At 45.0% G+C, this 18,702-nt stretch carries 20 protein-coding genes; 13 read left to right on the plus strand and 7 right to left on the minus strand.

Annotation, left to right across the window (positions count from 1 at the left end; all coding sequences use genetic code 11):
* Positions 1-18: 18 nt before the first annotated feature.
* Entirely contained in the window at positions 19-1,425 is a 1,407-nt protein-coding gene (locus IPJ71_07495; protein MBK7843527.1) for an exopolysaccharide biosynthesis polyprenyl glycosylphosphotransferase, read from the minus strand.
* Positions 1,426-1,606: 181 nt separating this feature from the next.
* Between IPJ71_07495 and IPJ71_07500 the strand changes: the two genes are divergently transcribed.
* Positions 1,607-1,921, plus strand: coding sequence for a nucleotidyltransferase domain-containing protein (locus tag IPJ71_07500; protein ID MBK7843528.1), 315 nt, complete (start codon positions 1,607-1,609; stop codon positions 1,919-1,921).
* Entirely contained in the window at positions 1,908-2,306 is a 399-nt protein-coding gene (locus tag IPJ71_07505) for a nucleotidyltransferase substrate binding protein (protein ID MBK7843529.1), read from the plus strand. Before IPJ71_07500 ends, IPJ71_07505 begins: the two co-directional genes overlap by 14 nt.
* Here the strand turns inward: IPJ71_07505 and IPJ71_07510 are convergent.
* Positions 2,296-2,457, minus strand: a complete 162-nt coding sequence (locus tag IPJ71_07510) for a hypothetical protein (protein MBK7843530.1) — start codon at positions 2,455-2,457, stop codon at positions 2,296-2,298. The two genes, IPJ71_07505 and IPJ71_07510, sit on opposite strands and share 11 nt — an antisense overlap.
* 123 nt (positions 2,458-2,580) lie before the next feature.
* On the opposite strand from IPJ71_07510, the gene IPJ71_07515 reads away from it, so the two are divergent.
* The 7 genes from IPJ71_07515 (at position 2,581) to IPJ71_07545 (ending at position 7,730) form a co-directional block, all read left to right on the plus strand.
* Entirely contained in the window at positions 2,581-2,976 is a 396-nt protein-coding gene (locus IPJ71_07515) for a nucleotidyltransferase substrate binding protein (protein MBK7843531.1), read from the plus strand.
* Positions 2,973-3,290, plus strand: a complete 318-nt coding sequence (locus tag IPJ71_07520; GenBank protein MBK7843532.1) for a nucleotidyltransferase domain-containing protein — start codon at positions 2,973-2,975, stop codon at positions 3,288-3,290. The genes IPJ71_07515 and IPJ71_07520 overlap by 4 nt, the downstream gene beginning before the upstream one ends.
* A 48-nt stretch (positions 3,291-3,338) precedes the next feature.
* Positions 3,339-4,571: a hypothetical protein gene (locus IPJ71_07525; GenBank protein MBK7843533.1), complete on the plus strand. Its 1,233-nt coding sequence runs from the start codon at positions 3,339-3,341 to the stop codon at positions 4,569-4,571.
* 249 nt (positions 4,572-4,820) lie between these two features.
* Complete coding sequence (locus IPJ71_07530; GenBank protein ID MBK7843534.1) at positions 4,821-4,961, plus strand: hypothetical protein; 141 nt, start codon at positions 4,821-4,823, stop codon at positions 4,959-4,961.
* Between the two features lie 37 nt (positions 4,962-4,998).
* Positions 4,999-5,310: a hypothetical protein gene (locus IPJ71_07535; GenBank protein ID MBK7843535.1), complete on the plus strand. Its 312-nt coding sequence runs from the start codon at positions 4,999-5,001 to the stop codon at positions 5,308-5,310.
* Complete coding sequence (locus tag IPJ71_07540) at positions 5,294-5,713, plus strand: DUF4143 domain-containing protein (protein MBK7843536.1); 420 nt, start codon at positions 5,294-5,296, stop codon at positions 5,711-5,713. Before IPJ71_07535 ends, IPJ71_07540 begins: the two co-directional genes overlap by 17 nt.
* A 712-nt stretch (positions 5,714-6,425) precedes the next feature.
* A complete protein-coding gene (locus IPJ71_07545) occupies positions 6,426-7,730 on the plus strand; it encodes a hypothetical protein (protein ID MBK7843537.1) in 1,305 nt (434 codons plus the stop codon).
* Here the strand turns inward: IPJ71_07545 and IPJ71_07550 are convergent.
* Together IPJ71_07550 and IPJ71_07555 are read right to left on the minus strand one after the other, a co-directional pair.
* Positions 7,707-8,510, minus strand: a complete 804-nt coding sequence (locus tag IPJ71_07550) for a hypothetical protein (GenBank protein MBK7843538.1) — start codon at positions 8,508-8,510, stop codon at positions 7,707-7,709. The two genes, IPJ71_07545 and IPJ71_07550, sit on opposite strands and share 24 nt — an antisense overlap.
* Before the next feature lie 82 nt (positions 8,511-8,592).
* Positions 8,593-9,759, minus strand: a complete 1,167-nt coding sequence (locus IPJ71_07555) for a hypothetical protein (GenBank protein ID MBK7843539.1) — start codon at positions 9,757-9,759, stop codon at positions 8,593-8,595.
* A gap of 78 nt (positions 9,760-9,837) precedes the next feature.
* Here IPJ71_07555 and IPJ71_07560 point away from each other — a divergent pair, with 78 nt between their 5' ends.
* From IPJ71_07560 to IPJ71_07575, 4 genes are all read left to right on the plus strand, one after another.
* The gene (locus IPJ71_07560; GenBank protein ID MBK7843540.1) at positions 9,838-10,215 is read left to right on the plus strand and encodes a hypothetical protein; all 378 of its coding nucleotides are present in this window, start codon (positions 9,838-9,840) and stop codon (positions 10,213-10,215) included.
* 52 nt (positions 10,216-10,267) lie between these two features.
* A complete protein-coding gene (locus tag IPJ71_07565; GenBank protein MBK7843541.1) occupies positions 10,268-11,758 on the plus strand; it encodes a hypothetical protein in 1,491 nt (496 codons plus the stop codon).
* A 12-nt stretch (positions 11,759-11,770) separates the two neighbouring features.
* Positions 11,771-12,712, plus strand: a complete 942-nt coding sequence (locus tag IPJ71_07570) for a hypothetical protein (protein MBK7843542.1) — start codon at positions 11,771-11,773, stop codon at positions 12,710-12,712.
* 240 nt (positions 12,713-12,952) lie between these two features.
* Positions 12,953-13,348: a hypothetical protein gene (locus IPJ71_07575; protein MBK7843543.1), complete on the plus strand. Its 396-nt coding sequence runs from the start codon at positions 12,953-12,955 to the stop codon at positions 13,346-13,348.
* 51 nt (positions 13,349-13,399) lie between these two features.
* Here IPJ71_07575 and IPJ71_07580 read toward each other — a convergent pair whose 3' ends face one another.
* The 3 genes from IPJ71_07580 to IPJ71_07590 all read right to left on the minus strand — a co-directional run bounded on the left by IPJ71_07580 (position 13,400) and on the right by IPJ71_07590 (position 18,515).
* On the minus strand, positions 13,400-14,089 hold the full coding sequence (locus IPJ71_07580; protein ID MBK7843544.1) for a hypothetical protein: 690 nt from the start codon (positions 14,087-14,089) through the stop codon (positions 13,400-13,402).
* Between the two features lie 68 nt (positions 14,090-14,157).
* On the minus strand, positions 14,158-14,448 hold the full coding sequence (locus IPJ71_07585) for a hypothetical protein (GenBank protein ID MBK7843545.1): 291 nt from the start codon (positions 14,446-14,448) through the stop codon (positions 14,158-14,160).
* Positions 14,449-14,579: 131 nt separating this feature from the next.
* Positions 14,580-18,515 (minus strand): AAA family ATPase, encoded by a 3,936-nt coding sequence (locus IPJ71_07590; protein MBK7843546.1) that lies wholly within the window; start codon positions 18,513-18,515, stop codon positions 14,580-14,582.
* Positions 18,516-18,702 lie beyond the last annotated feature (187 nt).

An 18,702-nucleotide genomic window follows, 5' to 3' on the forward strand; every position in this document is an offset into this window, starting at 1 on the left:
TCGAGAGGCTGTGGTGCTTCAGCGTCCCTTGCCAAACATAACTACTGTTGCAGTTTTAAGGATCACCAATAAATCAAGCAAGATTGAATAGTTTTTTATGTAAAAGAGCTCGTATTGGAGTTTCTCTTTCGCGTCTTCGACTGTGGCTCCGTAAGGATACATGACCTGAGCCCAACCGCTAAGACCCGGACGAACGAGGTGACGAAAATTATAATAGGGAATTTTGTTGATGAGATCTTTGATAAACTCGGGCCTCTCTGGTCTTGGGCCGATAAAACTCATGTCACCACGAAAAATGTTCCATATTTGAGGTAATTCATCAATGCGGGCCGCGCGCATAAATCGACCCCAGGAGGTCACGCGAGCATCGCTTTTCTGAGCCCACTTAGCACCGTCCTTTTCGGCGTCAATTCTCATCGAACGAAACTTGTAAATTGTGAACCCATCGCCATTGAGTCCACAGCGTTCTTGAGTGTATATGACAGGGCCTCCACTTGTGATCCAAACCACAAACGCAGAAAAAGCCATTAGCGGAAATCCCAAAATCAATATGACACCCGCGCAGAAAATATCGCCCACACGCTTGAGTCGAAGACCGATGGGATTGTGGAGAAGATGAAATCCCTGACTTAAAGCAAACCAACTCCCCTCTAGATAATAGACCGGCACTTTTCGCCAGACTATTTCGTAAAAATCTGAGAGATCATAAATATGAGTTCCGTGAAACCGAGCGCTCATCAATTGACCAACCAAATCTTCTGGAATCCGCTGACCGGTGGCAATCACAATGCCGCGCCATTCCTCCTGGAGACGCGAAGAAACCTCAGCCCATGTTCCCTTCACATATTTTTCAAAATATTTTTCAAAACCCCGATCGCCCACAAACTCTGCTTCAAAATCAGACGGCTGTTCGGTCAAACACACCAACTGAACATCATGAGAAGACTTCTCGTAATCGTGCAAAAAATGTTGAAGGTAATCTCGCGTGCCGATCACAAGCCAGCGGGATTTTTGCTCAAGACCCTTCACTCGCGCGTGCAGAATCACTCGCCACACACCAGACCAAATCGCAAAAATAACGTAAGCGCCGAGCAAAACACCTCGGCCGGTGAGGCCACCAAAACCCTTCACTCCAAATAAGTAGGCGCCCAAAATAACTGTCGCACCCGAAATCGCAAGAGCCAGTGTCAATCGCAAAAGATCTCGAAAAAAGTGCAACCTGTCTTGGAGTTTGTAGACATCAAAGATGTACATCAAAATAAGAGTCAAAAGCAGGCAAGGAGACAACTTCACGAGAAGTTCCGGACCGACCCAGCCTCCCAAACGAAGATAATAGGCCGCCTGAAAAGCCGCGTAAAATCCAAAACAATCAAGAGCAAGAAGTACCAGCTTATAAAATGGGGCAGGTGAAAATCGATTGGACATATTGCAGCTATTCTTACCCCAACTCCAGAGAGAGCGCCAGGCCGACCACTTGGAGACTTCCGCCCTTGGACGCCAGGCGTCCAAGCAAGAGTCCAATAGGCTGAATGAGCCCAAGGAGCCAACAAGTGCAGAGTCCAGAGGAACTTGCTACCCCAGGATTGAAGGAGTAAGTTAGCTCGATATGGATAGTAAAAATTGTTATCCTAAAAGCAATGATCCGATCCTTGCGGCCATCATCCAAAAATTCGACCATCGAATTTCTAAGGGAAAGCTTTTCCTCTTTGGTTCGAGAGCAAGAGGAGATTTTCGCGACAGGTCAGATTATGACCTTGCCGTCGCAGATGCATTAGATGACGAATTCAATTACTTCTTGATGGACATGACTGAACCAGATTTTACGCTTTTGAAAATTGACGTAGTTAATCAAGCCCATTTATCAGACGATTTCAAGAATGTGATCGCACGAGAGGGAACCCTACTTTATGAAAAGCCATAAATTTTCAAATTTTTCGATTGCGCTCTCAGCCCTGGAAGAAGCTTGCAAAGAACCCATTGTAAATGATCGCGATGTTGCTGGAATAATAAAGTCCTTTGAATTTGCCTATGAGCTATCTTGGAATGCTCTGAAGGAAATTTTGGCAGATCAAGGCATCTCCACGACAACTCCGCGAGATGTCTTTGCAAAGGCCTACCAAAATCAGTTCATCCACACAGACTCTGAGTGGATTGAGCTCATGAACGATCGAAATCGGACTTCGCATACCTATGACAAAGGATTTGCACGGCAAATGGTTGAACGCATAAAGCTCAGTCATCTTCCCCTGCTCCTGAAGCTGAAGGAAGACCTGTCTAATTTTGGAAAACAAGGACCTAAGACATGATTCCTGGATTGTGCGTTTTGGAAACCGAAACCGAAACCGAAACCGAAACCGAAACTGAAACTGAAACTGAAACCGAAACTGAAACCACACCTCCAGAGCACTCTGATTCCAGCTCTCCCTGTGCCCCCAACATAGAGATTGCGCCACGCACAGGAACCCCCTATAATTTGAAATAATTTGAAAACTTGTTAAAAGGCATTCAAATTGAGTCACTGAGCCTTGGGGCCAAGGCTCGGATCTAGATGAATGTGAAATTTAATTTTATGGAGACAAAGTGAACCTTACTCCGCCAGAACTTTCATTAGCACCTCTCAAGAACGCTATCTCTTCTTTAAAACGCTCTTTGGAGCAGCCAAAAGATGAGTATACGAGGGATTCTTCAATACAAAGATTTGAATACACCTTTGAGCTCTCTTGGAAAACTCTTAAAAGGTACTTCTCTTGGAACCAAAGCCTTGATGAATCGAATATTAGAAATCTCTTTAGAGAAGCCGGAAAGCAAAGCTTGATTCAATCGGTGGAACAGTGGTTTGGGTTTCACAGAAGTCGAAATAAAACGAGCCATATTTACTCTGAAAAAGTGGCTGAAGAGGTTTATGAAACAGCAAAGGAATTTTTACCAGAGGTCGAATTCCTTCAGTCCCAACTTGAAAAGGTCCTGAAGTCGTGAGGCCCCCCATCGTCGGTCTCAAGAATGAAGAGTGGTCTTTCATTGAGCGGAATCTTGAAAGATTTCTGCCCAAGGGAAGTACCGTTTATCTCTTCGGGAGCCGCTACCGAGGGGACCACAAACTTTATTCAGATTTGGATATGAGCATCCACACACAAAAAGAGGCAAAATTAAATCGTGCCTGGCTTGGCGCCCTTGAAGATATTTTCGCCGATAGTGATATTCCATACAAAATTGATCTTTCGGACTTTGACTCACTTGACGAAAAATTCCAGGAACACATTAGGAACAACTCCACACAGATTTCTATTTAGAGATTGGCACAGGGCTTGCTACAAACTTCCTCTTTGCGGAGGACTCACATGGATTTTAAAGGAAAACTCACTGTTGTCACAACATGCATGAGCCTTGTCTTTTTTTGCGGGGAGTTCAGCCACGCCGAGAACAGAAAGGAATCTTGCCCCAAAGCAGCCAAAAGCATTGATTCCAGCCTTGAATTGATGCTGAACTCTCCCTCCGAATTTGCTCATACGTACGCAACTGGCTATTACCCAAAATTGACCAAGGGGCCAAAAATTGGAATCATAGGCGACAGCGTTGCGACCGGCGCTATTGCGAGTCCCAACATCGAGGCAACATTCTCCAGCCTCATCAGCCAGGCGCTCATTAAAAACACATTCGATTTGATTAGCTATGGCAGAACCAACAGTCCGGGGCGGCCTTTGAGCGATACCTTTGTTGATTCTCATCTCCTCTCTTTTGGACAAATCATAGGACATACTTTAGGGGCCGGGCGCGATCAAATAATCAATCTTGCCGAGGATGGTCAGCGAATTGAGAAGATGATTGTTCAGCTACAGCATTTGATGGGCGCTCTTAATGATCGGTTTGGACACCTCCAACTTCCCGAACTTGTCTTTTCATCTTTCAATGCCAACAATATGTGCCACCCAAGCATCTTTGAGAAATCGGCAGAAGAACTAAAGCAAGAGTACGTGAATCATTTAAGAAATTCCTACGAAGCCATTTCCAAGATGGTCCCAGCGACACTTGGAACCGACTTCTTTGTTATTGCGAATTTAGATGCTGTTAAAGTTCTTACGAGCCAGGAAATTTTGAACAAAACAGTGAATATTTCAACTGAACAACGGAGCTGTTTAGACCTTCGCAAGCCCTATTTAGAGATGAATCTGAGTGCAAGAAAGAACAATGACCCTCAGACTATTTCTGATAAATGGGCAAACGAAATTTTTGAGAAGACCGCGAAGGGCTTGATTGGTATGTGTCCGGCAATATTGGGGGTGGATATCACTGACAGCAAAAAGATTCAGCACTTAAAAGATATCTATAGATCCTACCTTGAAGCTCAGGCCGAAGTTGCCTCAGAATATCAGCCTCGGCTATTCAAGTTTGGAATTCGACTGCATTTCATAGATGCCGCAAGCAAAATCGAGTTCCTGTCTCAGGATGTCGGCAACGATTGTTTTCACCCCAATTTTATGGGTCAGATTAAAATCGCCGCGACTATTTTGAAGTCACGATCAGAGCTCTTTCAGAATATTCAAGATCAGTATCAGCATAGCCCCGAAAATTAAATGGTCTCGTGTGAGTGAGACCTAAAGTTTATCTCAGTTTGTCGAGAAAGCTATTACGAGGCAGTCCCTATCTCAGCCCCTTCACGAATTGTACAATTGAGGGCATTTCGACTTTTTCGGTCTGAAAACCGAACTGAACTTGACTTTTTCGGCTTTCAGACCGAAAAAGTTAAAATGGACAGATATTTAAAGACGGCTCTTCTCTAAGATCTTTCTAAAAAAATTGTGATCATCACAGGGCCACGGCAAGTGGGAAAAACAACTTTGTCCAAGGCTCTACTGAGAGATTTTGATTATTACAATTATGACAACCCTCAAGATCGCAAAAAAATTCATCAAGGGCCATTTCGACACTCGAACCGCTATCCATCCGATTTTGGTCACTGGTAGCGCCCGTATCGACACTTATTAAAAAGTTGGAGATTCGTTGGCTGGGCGATACTACCAATTCCGACTTCTTCCCTTAGACGTGAAGGAACTTGTAGAAATCTCTCATGCGGATCCTCAGAAGGCTTTAGAGTCAAGTTTTCAGCTAAGTGGATTTCCCGAACCTCATTTATCAAACGATGTTCGTGAATACAGGAGATGGAGGAACTCTCATCTCGATATCATTTTGCGACAAGATCTACTCGAGAGCGGTTCCATTAAAAGTATACGATCAATAGAACTATTGGTGGAACTCATGGCCGAACGAGTTGGAAAATTCCTATGTATTTTTCAAGGTGTCCCCCTATTCTAAAAAAATAAATCGTGCCGTTAGCAAGGCTCCCAAATACTATTTTTTCGATATTCCAAGAGTCGTCACTGAAGAGGCTCGATTTGAGAACCTCGTTGCTCTCTCCATTTACAAAGAAATTCTCTATCGTAAAGATGTTTTGGGTGAAGATTATTCCCTACATTTCCTCAGAAACAAGAATCAAAGCGAAGTGGATTTCCTGATCTGTCACGAGAAACGTCCTTTGATGATGGTTGAAGTCAAACTTTCGGATAAGAACCTCGAAAATTCTTTTCACATTTTCGAAAAGGGACTTGGGGTACTACCGAAAATAATACTTGTTAAAAACCTCTACCGCAATTTCAATCTAAAAACCGGCATTCAGGTAGTGAAAGCCAGTAGATGGTTGGAAAAAATGGATTTTTAGAAATTCACAATTTGAAGCGCAGAAATTCACTATTTGAAGTGCCTACTTGCTTAACACAATTCGCAGCCGGCACTTCTTCAAATTGTAATAGGATAAACAATTTTTGATTGGATACTGCATTAGCTTCATAGTTCGACACTGGACAATAAACGCATGCCAACCTAGTGGTCCAATGAGAATGGCAGGTCCATTTTTCCCAACTGTAGAAGCTGTCATGGTATCAATAAGACTGACGGCCCGGTGCCATCTCCATAGCTTCCGATAGTCTCGATACGAGACATGGCTTAGAACTAAAAGGCAATGAGGATCTCTATCTTCAATAATATTCAACGTTCAGAATGGGTCCTGAATTCCAGCCCACTCAATGCCGTCAAAAAGTCGGCCACAAAAGACAGAGCTATTTCCTTGTCAACGATTAAGCCAACTTGAGTCAATTCCTTCTGTAATAACACACGATAGGAAGATACTTGTTGCCTGACAACTATCTTGACGAATGTTAACTTCTCAAATGTCTCTAGTTATTTATATTCACCAAAAACAGCAGCTTAGACGGCATATGGTCTGGCATATCCCATGCACTGGTAATCCCTGAATTCAAACCAAGTATGGGAAATTGGCGCTTTTTTGAATTTTAAAATTATTCTGCTTAGCCGTGCTTTGATTTTTCTTAGGATGGAATCGCAGGAACGGAATAGGGTGGGAGGGGATACCAATGAACTTTTATAAGATGCAGTCAGATCGCATGAGCAAAATACTCAGCAAATATCGAAAAGCACGAGTTGTCCAGGGCGCCGGCCTACTTCTGGCTGCCGGTGCAATCTCGATTTTCTATTCGAATTGTGGCAACCTTAATGCTTCAAAAAATAGCGAATCACCCTCTTCCTTGATCAATAATGGGGAAACAATCAACAATGGATCACTTCTTGGAAATATTGGATCTGTTATTGGGAATGTGGAACGCCTGGTTGACACCGGATCGACTCTTGTTCTCAGCGGCTGGGCCTGTGAGGTGGGAAGTAATACCTCCGCCGTTCTTGAGATAGGTGCAGGCGATGGATCAATAGGCACAACGACGGCCGACCTCGTTCGCGAAGAAGGCGTAAAGACAGCTTGTCAGTCGACTAGCAATAATCATGGATTCTCTTTCGAAATTTCCGGTCCTTATCGCAACGTATATGCAGGTAAAGAACCGTACGTAAAGCTCAACGGAATCGCCATACCTTCGGAACCCAACTTAATAATAACAGCTGTGCCACCAGAGCCCGTGACTCCAACATTGGTTGGCTATTTGGACAGTGTCACTTACCAAAGCAATGGCTCTGCCACTGCGATTGGTTGGGCTTGCGTCACAGGACAAAATGAACCTGTCAATATAAGTATCCTGTCAAACGTGGGTGACCTGGCTGTTTCAGGCGTCGCGAATGAGCCAGCGGGGCTTGGTGTTCAGGCCGCCTGCGGAAGTTCTACGATAAATCATGGATTTACCATCCATATCCCTTCCGCTGTTGTTCTAGGTTTTGATGGATCGATGGTGATTGCGCGTGGTTCATCAGGAAGCTTAACTGCACTCCTCAAGGGCGAGTTTCCAGTAGAGAAAATTCTAACCGAACGACCGGTTCTTCCCTTCACTGCTGAAATGTCTCCAGCATGGACCGGCCCAGGAGGAAGTACCTGGAATCATAAAGCCACCCTTATTTCTGCAGAATTCGGCAGGGCTGCCTTTTCTATTTATTCAGCTTCATCAAATAGCGGATTCATTCCCTCCTTTCTTGAACAGAGAAATGACATTACAATTACGACGAACGGCTGCCATGACGTCGGACAATCGAACAGAACATCGGCCGCCACCGGTGAAGCTTATGTGGTCACAGTGCGGGTTTGCTTTACAAAAGTGAGTAACGATAATACCTATTGGGACATCAGCTTTACTCACCGGGCCCTCAATACGACAACCAACCTTGATGGAGGAGAAAGCGCCAGTCACGGTACGATCTCACTTCGTCCTCCACGAAATTGATGAACTCGCTGTGCCGATATCAGCAAGCCTGATATCGGCTTGATGTCCGGTCGCCTTGTCCATCGCCTTGTCCAATTCAATGTCATTTTGCGCCCGATCAACAAAGGAAAGTGGCGCGAAAGCCGCTAAACTCTTGGGCAAAAGGCGAACGCCAAGACCCAGAGACCGAGATCGGACATGGGGTTCTTCATATCTCGATGTGACTAATATGGATTGAGCTGCGATCCCAGTTTCCTCAATGAGGTCCAGACCATCTCCAGACTCACCTAGAAATTCAAAATCAATCAAGTAAACACAATTAAGATCGCGATGCTCCAAAATCCACTTCATAGCCACAGCCTTTGAATCGAGACTCACATGCTGAACACTTGAATGCTGAGCGTTTGAGTTCTGAGCGTTTGAGTACTGAGCGTTTGAGTGTTGAGAACTTGAGTCCCGAGCCTTTGAGCGCTGAGGCTGTGAGCGTCCGGCACTTGAAAGACGCATAGCCCAGATCTGGTGAATGGAGGGGTCGTCATCGACCGAAACCACGACCGCTCCCTCAGGCACTTCTACGCAACGAGCAAACCAAAGGGGCTCCTCAGCACACGGAAGCAAAAGTGTCACGATCGTCCCTACTCCCTCTCGCGAATGAATTGAAAACTCCCCACCCGCCCGCAGGATCGTTTGGCGGGCATGTTGAATTCCCAATCCCGTTCCGTTCCCGAATCGCTCAACGGGGCTCTCGCCGCTTGTTGGCTGAGCCTGGCGTCCTCCGATCCCCAATATTTGATCGCTCATCAGCTGCCCGTGCGCCCGTATTCTCTCCAAGACCTCAGAACTTACCCCTCCCCTGATCAGAAATAATAAATCGCACCAACCCTTATCGGAGAATATTGACGAACTGCGGTTGCACGGCCCACAACCCACCCATCGACCGACGGGAGGTGGAAACGGGGGTGGGGACGGGTGCCTCGACCGAATTGTTGATAAGATTTGAAATCACACGAGATAACTCAATGGAGCTGATGGCCACAAAAAATCCAAAACCATCACTCAATTCCTGATGAATTTCCAAATTAGAATTTTCGGAAAATTGAAGGGCGCTTCTCGCGTACAACAGAATCAAGGAGATCCGCATCAACACCGGCTCTGAGAGCCTTGGAGCTTCCATTTCTTTGGTCGCGACCACTGCTGGCCCCTCGCCCTCATTCCCCGACCTTCTTCCCTTCCCGAGGCTTCCGAGGTTCCTGAAGATATTTCCTCTCAAATCATCTGGCGCTCCACAGGAAGAAATGCCGAAATCCTGAATTTTGCTTTTGTTCAACAGATCATTGGCGATATCGTTGATCCTCTGAGTGGCTTTGCGAATCAAATGCCTCTGTTCCTCGAGCATATCGGGCCATCCCTGCAAAGTGCTCACCGCTAAATTGAGAGCAGAAAGGGGAGACCTAATATCGTGAGAAACCTGAGCCGAAAGCGAAGTCAACGTCTGTGCGGCCTCAAGCCTGAGCTGAGCCAATTGATCATTCTGCCGGCTTCTCAAATTTTGAACAAAGTAGATGGTGCCAAAAAAAATCAGCCCCCCAAGGCGCATCGCCCATAAGCCCCATAAAAATACGATCTGGTTGCGAGTCGAAAAACTCACGACAAAAAGATCATTGTTAATCGCGCGAACCTTCGCTGAGAACCGACCACCACTCAGTAACCATGAATTCTGTATACAGTTCCCACGAAAACTCAAATCAAGCAAAACGCGACGATGAGGTTCAACTTGTTCCACCATCGGACATTGTATTGTCGCGAGACTTTCCAAATCTCCTACGGAGCGCAACAAATATTCAAAATCCGAAGAAAATAAGTCTGAACGAAATTGAGATTGAAGAGCTCGAGATAATTCAAGTCCATGATTGTTCTGAATGAAGAAAAATACAAACTGACAAACAATGATCCAGATCAACATGACTATCGCTGGAACGCCAATACAGACAAGCTTTTTATGGCTTGTGTATAAATTAAAAACTTTTTCAATCTTGGCTAAAAAACGCATAAAAATAAAGAAGTGAGAAAAATTTTATGATAGGAGTGCCTCAAGTTTGTTACACCTCAATCTGATAGGAGACGTCAAGTGCAGACATTGAGAACCTCAGTGGCCATTTTCATCTTAGCCTATTGTCTGGTCGCCCTCGGTGAGCCGAGCTCCGTTTACAAAGTCAAATCTGATTTTTCACTGCATTCAAAACTGTCCGACCATTCCGGACGATTTAGTGTACCAGCGCAATGTGAGATGCCAGGACAATTTGAATACCACCAACAAACAAGGAAGACTCCCCTTGAATCAGGAATTTTTGTCTCGGTTCAGAAAATTGGGAAAACTCAGAGAGCGACGATCACTTCTCATGACGAAATGGCCTTTATTGATCTCGGCTGTCTTGATTGTGACGTGCACCAATTGGACCCCTCCTCCACGCAACGGTCACCGAAAAATGACTTTTTCTTCTGCTGAGATGGATTCTCAAGAGAGCAATCATCTCAATTATATATTTCACCGTCCAAAGATGGCGCCTGAAGTGAGTTTTTCTCTGGCTCCATCTCACAGCGATTCATTTGAAAATCAGACGATTTTAAACGCCCTGGTTGGAACGCTTGTAAAATATGATGTCTCAGGGAGAATAGAACCCTATCTTGCGTCCTCTTGGTCGAAATCAAATAATGGTCGACGCTGGGAATTTTCGCTTCATGATCATCTTGAATGCGAAGATGGCACTCCAATTACCGCCAAATCCTACGTCCTTAAACTTCAACAGCAACTCAGGACATATGCAAAAAGTGGAAGGCTGATGGTTTTTGACCAACTCGAAGGTTGGCTTGAATTTACGAAAGGCAGAGCTTCTTCAATTCTCGGCCTAAAGACTTCTGGAGAGAATAGCATTATTTTTGAATTTACCAGGGAGCAACATGAACTTCTTGAATTTCTGAGAATGCCCTATTTTGGTTTTTGGTGTGACCGAAATTTTGTTGACGGCAAGTTTAGAGACGACAACAAATTTACGTCCTCCGGTTCCTATCTGTTGCGGTCGAATGACAATGGCCGACGACTTCTCATCGAGAAAAATCAAAAATGGTTCTCTGTTTCAAAGTCCTCACCCGATGTGATTAGCTTTTCTGCTAAAGACATTGATGAAACTATTGTCAACAACTCTAGAACGATCGTACGTCTAGGAGCCTCAGTTCCAGATTTTCCTTCAAATCATATTGGAAGTGCCTTTCATAAAGTCAGAACGGCACCGTTTCTCCTCACGGCTTTTGTTCTAAGCCCTTTAACTCCTTCCGGCTTTTTTAAAAGCAAAAGGAATCGACAAATACTTCAGAGTCGTCTGCAAAGGACGAGTTTTCCGGATTGGGTCTCCCAAAATGCGATCTACCCATCGGCGTCGTTTTACTCCCATTTGCCCTCCATCGAGAGACAGAATCCACGCCCGCCTCCATTCACTCATTTCATTAACGACGAATATCTTTATTCTGACCAGAAAATAATCGTAAGCCTTCCCAATAGACTCGGTTCTCTTGTATGCAATTACATTCAGACCTTGGCCAAGGAGCTGCTTTCGGGCATTCCAGACAACAGAATTGTCTTTGAAACTGTAGACAGCAGCGACCCAATAACCTTCAATAAATTGATATCAAATAGGGCATTTGATATTCGTGTTTCTACTGTCGATATAGGTGGAAATATCACAAACTCGATCATCGACATGATGTTTTGCACGAAATTGGGAGTGAGCTTTCCAGATCCGTCCGGACGTATTTGCGAGCTTGTCACAAAGTACAAGGAATTTAGTCGTGAAGCAGATGAGGAATACATTCAAAAATTCAATCAAGTTTTAACTGAGGACGCCTTTGTCCTGCCATTGTTTCACAGTGGCCTGACATCTCTTTTTTCTGAAGATATTGATCCCGAGACGATTCCCAGCGGTACGACCCACCCAAGATTTGAGGACTTTAGATTCATAAATGGAAAAGTAAAATATAGCACAGAAACTTTGTGAAGGATTCACCCCATGGAGGCTGCCAAAAATCTCCTTTCAATTCTGCGAGAACTAGATGACTCCTACAGGGAGATTACTGAGCAGGCGCTTATCGATTCGGAGGGTTCGCTCATTGGGTGGCGCTCCTACGTTCTTGACCATAATCTGGATCCAATCGGGGGAGGCACCTCGCCAGATCGTCTGAAAGCGCGACGTATTGCCGTCGCAGAATTCATCGAGCGAAGAACCGTGGCCCAAGTCTTTGGAAATTCAATTCAAAAAAAATGCTTTAAACTTGATGTTGTCCCCACGACAAGCGGTTTTGCTGCTGGATTTGATCGCGAAGCGACCCGATTTCGATCTATTTGCGAAGGCATCGAAAGATGGGCCTGGTCCTGCTGGATAGACCAAGGTTTTCTCATGCCAGAAATTTCGCTCCCAGAACTCACGCCCTTGGGCCGTTTCCATACGAAGCCATTTTTGCAATTAAGAGCCTATCAGCGCCAATTTAAAGTCCAAGACAAAGTCAAAGACGCAAGCCCATTTCAATTCCCACCCCGCAGTCGGGATTGTGTCCAGCATTGTGTCCAACATGGTATTTTTGTTTTTAGCGTTTTATTGGGATTGACTGAACAGGGCGTCTTCGCCGGATCCCGAGTGACATCTCCTGAAGATGATTTGTGGACACATGCTGCAATCGAGGCCTGGAGAAACCACAATAATTTTTACCTCGCTCACTTGAGTCACCCAAATCCCCTCGGTTCCGACTGGCTGGAGAAGCGAGTTCTTTACTTTGGAAAAAATAAACGAGAGGCCCTGAGGCAAATTGGCCAAGCCAAGAAATCATCCTGGCCGCCCCTACAATTTGACATCTCAAAGGGCATAGAGCCCTTTCCCGGCATCTTCCTTTGGCGAACGCTTTGCCTTGATTGTCGGCCCTGGCACGAAGGACCAGATCATCGCTTTGTCTATTGAAAATAGTGACACGGAGACAAAACCCAGGTGCAGTTAAATTATGAATTTCATAAATCTTTATAAGTCTATCCCATTCCTTCTTTTCTCATGTCTGGCCTCCGCATCTCCCAGTTTAGACGAATTAAATCACTTTTTTGAAAATGATAGTTTTCACTCGTCTTTTAGAATAGGAGATCAAGTTATCCTGGTAACCAAGAGCTGCTTGGCTAGCCAATGTGAGCCTTAGAATACCAATACGTTGTGGACGCTGTAAGTGGAGGTCAAGCGACAATCATCACTCGCCAAAAAGAGGGAGCTGAAATCTCACGCGCTCTCCTCACCGAAAGTGAATGGAGTCAAAATGCACACAATCGAGTACTCATAAAAATCAAGATCATGGAGAGCTACGGATTTCAAACTTCTATTCAGAGTATTGAGCCTGCCTCAAAGACCTTGAGAGTCAACGGACAACCAAGGCAACTTGAAACTCGCATAGTCAAACTGCTTGGACAGAATGCCCTCGGAATGAAATTGAATGTTAGGATGGAAGTCACAGCTGGCCTCGGCGGGATCGCTCAAATCCTCAGTTTGTCCGAAACCAAGGGATTGGGCGTCGATTCTTTTGAGATTCAAGAAGCCAATCCAAGCCATCATTAAAAAAAAATGCAAGTTGCCAGAAAAGAGATGGCTCAGTTTTTGACAAGAATCTCACTTGACTGCTCCTCTCGGCTTCGAGTTCGTTTTTGGCTTTCCTAAGGATGTCCCCATAGAAAAATCCTGAAGTTTGGAATATTTAGTAAAGGTAGACTTCATATTATCCAAATCCTCCTTCCACCACGTGGCCTTGCCGGACTCATCGCTCTTTTTCCAGTATTGATACCGAGATCCATAATAGATGTTTTTTATAACAGGATTATAATCGTCATACTTAAATAGCATTTTCTTTTTCCATTCCTCCAGCGTCACTGGACTTCTAAATAGGGAAGGATCAAATACCATGATTCTGACTTCTCCATTTGGTTGCTTGACATAGGTTACGGGAGCCACATGCCATGCCCAATTCACGATTGGATATTTTTTGCTCGAGGTTTTGACCTGCAAATGTCCCTCAATGAACACTTTGCCCATTTCAATATTTTTTGTTTCAGCTATTTTAGTCATGGCGGTGGCCCGCGCGTAGCATCCGTCGATGGGATATTTGTATGGAATTTTCCCATCGCGAGCAAACTCATCAAAGATTTTTTTTGCCTCTGAATAATCGAGAACCGAAACCTTGATTCCGCGCGGATCCCCTTTCTTCTGGCCGAAGGAGTTTTCAATTTCTCTTTCCTCAAAATCACCAGCCAGAGAAATGAGGGAAACAAATAAAACAAGAAAACCGACTCTTCTCAGATTCACCCCCCCTTTTCCTCCCATTTCTTTTAGAATTTCAAAAACCTCAGCAAGCCTTTTGAGAACGCATGCCCTTATCTCTTAGGGTCCTCAATGCTCATGATTTTTGCCGTCACGGCATCGACATGAACAACGAGAGATGCCTTAAGCCTCACACATTTATCCAGAAAATTTCGAATCTGCGTGGATGAATCCAGGACCTTGGGAAAACGGTAAAAGGCAGAATGGCGAGAAAATGCAATAAAAAATTCCTTCTCGGTTTCATGAAACTCATCGATGGCCTCGTTCAACACAAGAATTTCACCATTAGGATCTTTCTCGTAGCCTTTAAAACTGGAGGCCTGAGTCTTTGGACTAAAAAACATGAAACAAAAAAACAAAATTAGAAAAACTTTCCCAACTTTTATCAAGTCTCTACTCCTCTCTCTCGGATGGAGGTTTGATCCTGTCCACGCCCACGCCAACGTCCACGTTAACGTCCACGGTTTTTAAAGGCCTACTGAGCCTTCTTCAAAACTGCGCTTCGGCATGTTCCCCCACCGGCAGTAGCATTCGTCTTCTCAAAAACTGGAAGATCGGGTGGCAACGCAACTTCTGAAACCTCCATTTCCTTATGTTGTTTAAGAATTGAAGAAATGTCAGCAACACTTTCTGGAGTCGAAATTCCGGGAAGAAGTTCTGGGACCAAAGTCGAGGGCGAATGAATGAAGGGACTCAACCTCGCTCGCAAAGCCGTGCCTGTCCACCTTCTCAAGGGATTCCTGTATTCAGGAGAACCCTCAGCAAAAACTTGGTGAGTTTCATAAAATTTGTCGAGATCCTCCCTTTCCATTGTAAGCTTCTCCAGTAACTGGGATCCCAGTGGAATGACCAGGTTGTCCAAGTTTGCCAAAAGAGCTCTCCTTGCAAGTTCCCTTCCTTCGGCCATCCATTGATTGACTTCTCTAGACAATAGTTTCTTTCGCTCTTCGGGAAGTCCAGCGATATAAGACTCCATCGATACATTTGGGTCGCTCGGCATCGTTTGTGGCCCCCATTTTTTTGAAAGACCCCATCTCAGTATGGCCGTCTGGGCAAGGCTGGTGGCTCGTTCCAAGTCATTGCTCTTACCGGCGTCCCCGCTTCCTCCCTTCGTCAAAAGAGACTGAGCCACATCTCCTCCAAACTTAGCGGCGATTTCTCTCAAGACGACCGCTCTGGAAAAAGTCAACTCCTTCGTAGGATTATTTACGGCCTCTCCCAGAAAATAGACAATCTGCTCTCCTATCTCTGTAACACCCGGTTTTAACGTTATTCTCTTGTGGGAGCGTGTATTTCCAAACAAGACTTTTCTCACCACCTCATGTCCGGCTTCGTGAAAGGCGGTCAAGACTTCATCAACTTGAAGTCTCGTTGGGATATCTGGCGTTTCCTTTCCTTTTAGAGTCAACCAGAGGGTCTTTGATGGAAGAACCCCCGTACCTCTATCAAACTTTCCAGAATCAGAATCCGTCCTGTTTGGCTCTCCAAAAATATCCACCCTTAAATGTAGAATTCTGACATCCTCGTTAAAAGTATCTCTTGTCATTCCTGTCACGGGATCAAAATCAAGAACGACCTTCGAACCAGTCGAAACCAAGTTATGATGAAGAAGCTCACGCAATCGAGCTCCGAAGTCCTGTTTGACAAAAAGATCAATTGAACTGCCTTGCTCCTCTATTCTGTACCCATTGTCCTCAAAGGCTTCTATGATTCGAAGGAATGATTCCTTATTTCTGAATTGAACATACCAACCCCTTCGATCTGACTGCGGCTTGAGCCTTTCAATCTCCTCCATCATTTTTAATTGAAAAAGACCTCGGATGGCCTTGAAATTGAGCGGACCATAAAAGAAGATATTTTGAAACCCCACTCGCCTGAGAAAAGCGGGGGTCAGGAATCTCTCAAGCAATCTTCGACGTTTTTCGGGATCTTTCATCATCATTTCATGAATATCCTGGAAAGCCGCCTGACGGTTGATATCAGGAATGTTCGTTGGAACTGCCCCGTAAAAGCCTTCTCCAACATTTCCCGTCATGACAAAAGTCACGTGAGTCATCACTCGCGGTTCTCCGTCCGTGAAAGTTCTCACAACCGGCTCAGCCAGAATATCATAGAGAGAGGGCAAAACGGTGAGTGCATTTTTAGCGTTGACTATTTCATCTAAGATGACAACCAACCTGCCATTGCTTCGATCATAAACCTTCATGAATTCGGAAGAAACAGAATTACCTAACGAATCACGCATACCCAAGATTCTTGCTTTGACGTCACTCACTGACTGTATCTGAGAGCAATCGATCGTTTTTGGCTCAACTCCTAAGATTTTTGCAATTTCCTTTCCCGTCTGAGTCTTTCCGTTGCCAGGAGGTCCCACAAACATGAAAATAGTGGCAGGTGAAGTCGCTGTGTCTGGAGTGAGTCCTCCTGTTCGACTTTCTTCTGCGGTTAACAATGCCGTCCCCAATCTATCGACAACCCTTTCAATTCCAAAGACTCTTTGGTTCAGGAGACCTGGGATTTTAAGAAGCTCTCGAATTCTGGCGTCCGAAATCGGTTCTTTTGGCTTATCAATTTCAGTCACTGTGATTCTCAGGCGAAATTCCTGAGCGGGTCTATTTTGATCTCTGTCAGGCGGACTTCCATTTTCATTTTCATTTTCGTTTGCTGTTAATTTAAACAGCAAATCAAATGTCCGATCTGGATTTTCCTCGACGTCGAGGTGAATTGCTCTTGGATGATCAGAAACTTCAATCCTCCCACTTCGAAAAGCCTCCGTCAAAGTTCGCTTAACCAAATCGGCGATCCGACTGTTAATAGGGGAGGCATTGTTCTCTGCTACGTAGTGATACTCCTGCAAAAATCTAACGAGTTTCTCGGACCACTGAAGAGAGAATTTTCCAAATGCGCCACCGGCGCTCAGGCTTTCACTCAATTCTTGCAGTCTTTGTCTCACAATCTCTTGAAGGGTTTCAGGTCCCAGAGGACGCATCCGCACAAGTGAATCATCTGGAAAACTATTTAATAGGCTTTGCGAAAATCCTCGATTTTCGCCTTGTTGGTGCACATTGACTGGCCCATGACTGGCCGCCAAATCCTTTCGAATACGAGCGGGATCGTTCCCCACGGCCCTCCACTTCTCCATCATTTGATCAAAACTGAGAGGTCGACCATCCCTATCCCCGTTTACAGTTGTGGATATGATGAAAGTGATCGGCACAGAGATCGATGAAAGCTCAGGCGTTGGATTGTTCAACTGAAATATTCCTGTATCTAGGGCTTGTGCCAGAAAGGCGTCCTTCATGTCAGAGGACCAATTTTGAAAACCATCAAGAAAAACAATCCCCCGCTCCGGTACCGTTTTGGGATCCCAGTTCTGATCTTCCTCCAAGTAGGTTTCCGTATTTCCACCAAGGAAGATTCTCTTCTTGACCTGATAGCGCCCGCCAGAGTGCTCCGCTAAAAAAGCCAAGAAATGAGGAAATTTGCCAGCGCCCTCATGGCCTACGACAGCCCCCATCACTTGCCAAAGATCTGCATGTCTTTTCAAGATAGGAACGCGAAACATATGTTTTTCATGAGCGCCTTCGTAACCATGAAGAACATCCGTGTAGGCTTTCGCAATTGTTTCCTTCCCCGTTCCATCAGGCCCCACGAGAACCACGACTTTGGGCTTCTTGCGCCGACCATAAATAAGAAGCTCACTTTCGGCATTCACCAAGGCCTGCACGGCTTCAGGCTGCCCCTTTATTCGTTCCTTCAGAGCCTTTTCCAAGCTATCCAATCGGTCTAAAACAAGCTTGTGGGCCGGCACCTCGGGCGTGACTGCCCTGTCGTCCCCAGAAGATTCAGGCGCAAGTTCCTGCGAAAAAGCCTCACTCGTCTCAGGCTTTGCCGCTGCGGAGGGCAATCTCGTGCGTCGTTCATTTACTGAATTTAATATTCTATCGAAGCGCTCTGGGAGACCCTTCAAGATATCGTCCGTTTGTGCTTGTAGAAGCTCGTTCGTGGCTTCCCTTAGATCAAAGATTCTGTTGGTATTGTGAACAGTCGCCAAATCTTCAATTGCATCTACCAGTCGATTTAAAACATCAAAAATATCTGGACGCCCGCTGGTGGTCTCGGCATCTCCACCTTTGTCTAACCGCTCTAATTCTACGAGATAACGATCACAGAGAGCCACAAAACTCTCCGAGTAGCGGAATTGCTTGAGATCATTTATTGCTTCTACCAGCGAACTTGAATCTAGATTTGGCCGGTTACTTCCACTCACTGTATTCAAAATTTCTCTGTATTTATTTGGCACCTCGGCACGAACAGAACAAGGGTAGAATAAATATCCAACAAAAATCGAGGTGATCTGGATGAAAATCATAAAGTTTCCGGCAAGTCCGACTGAGGTAACTGAAGTCATAGATACTCTTTTCAATATTTTTAAAAATTAGCCAAAAAATCCGAGGAGCAGCCCGCTAATTTTGCAAGAGCAGTGCCACGCGGGTTCAAAGCCTGAAAAAATATCTGATGATTTAAAATTTTTTTCCAAAACCCATGTGAGAGCACCTTCCATTTTGGCCAATGTACCAACGCCGATTTGAGTCTTC

The sequence above is a fragment of the Bdellovibrionales bacterium genome, from assembly GCA_016714165.1.
In the GTDB taxonomy this organism is placed as follows: domain Bacteria; phylum Bdellovibrionota; class Bdellovibrionia; order Bdellovibrionales; family UBA1609; genus JADJVA01.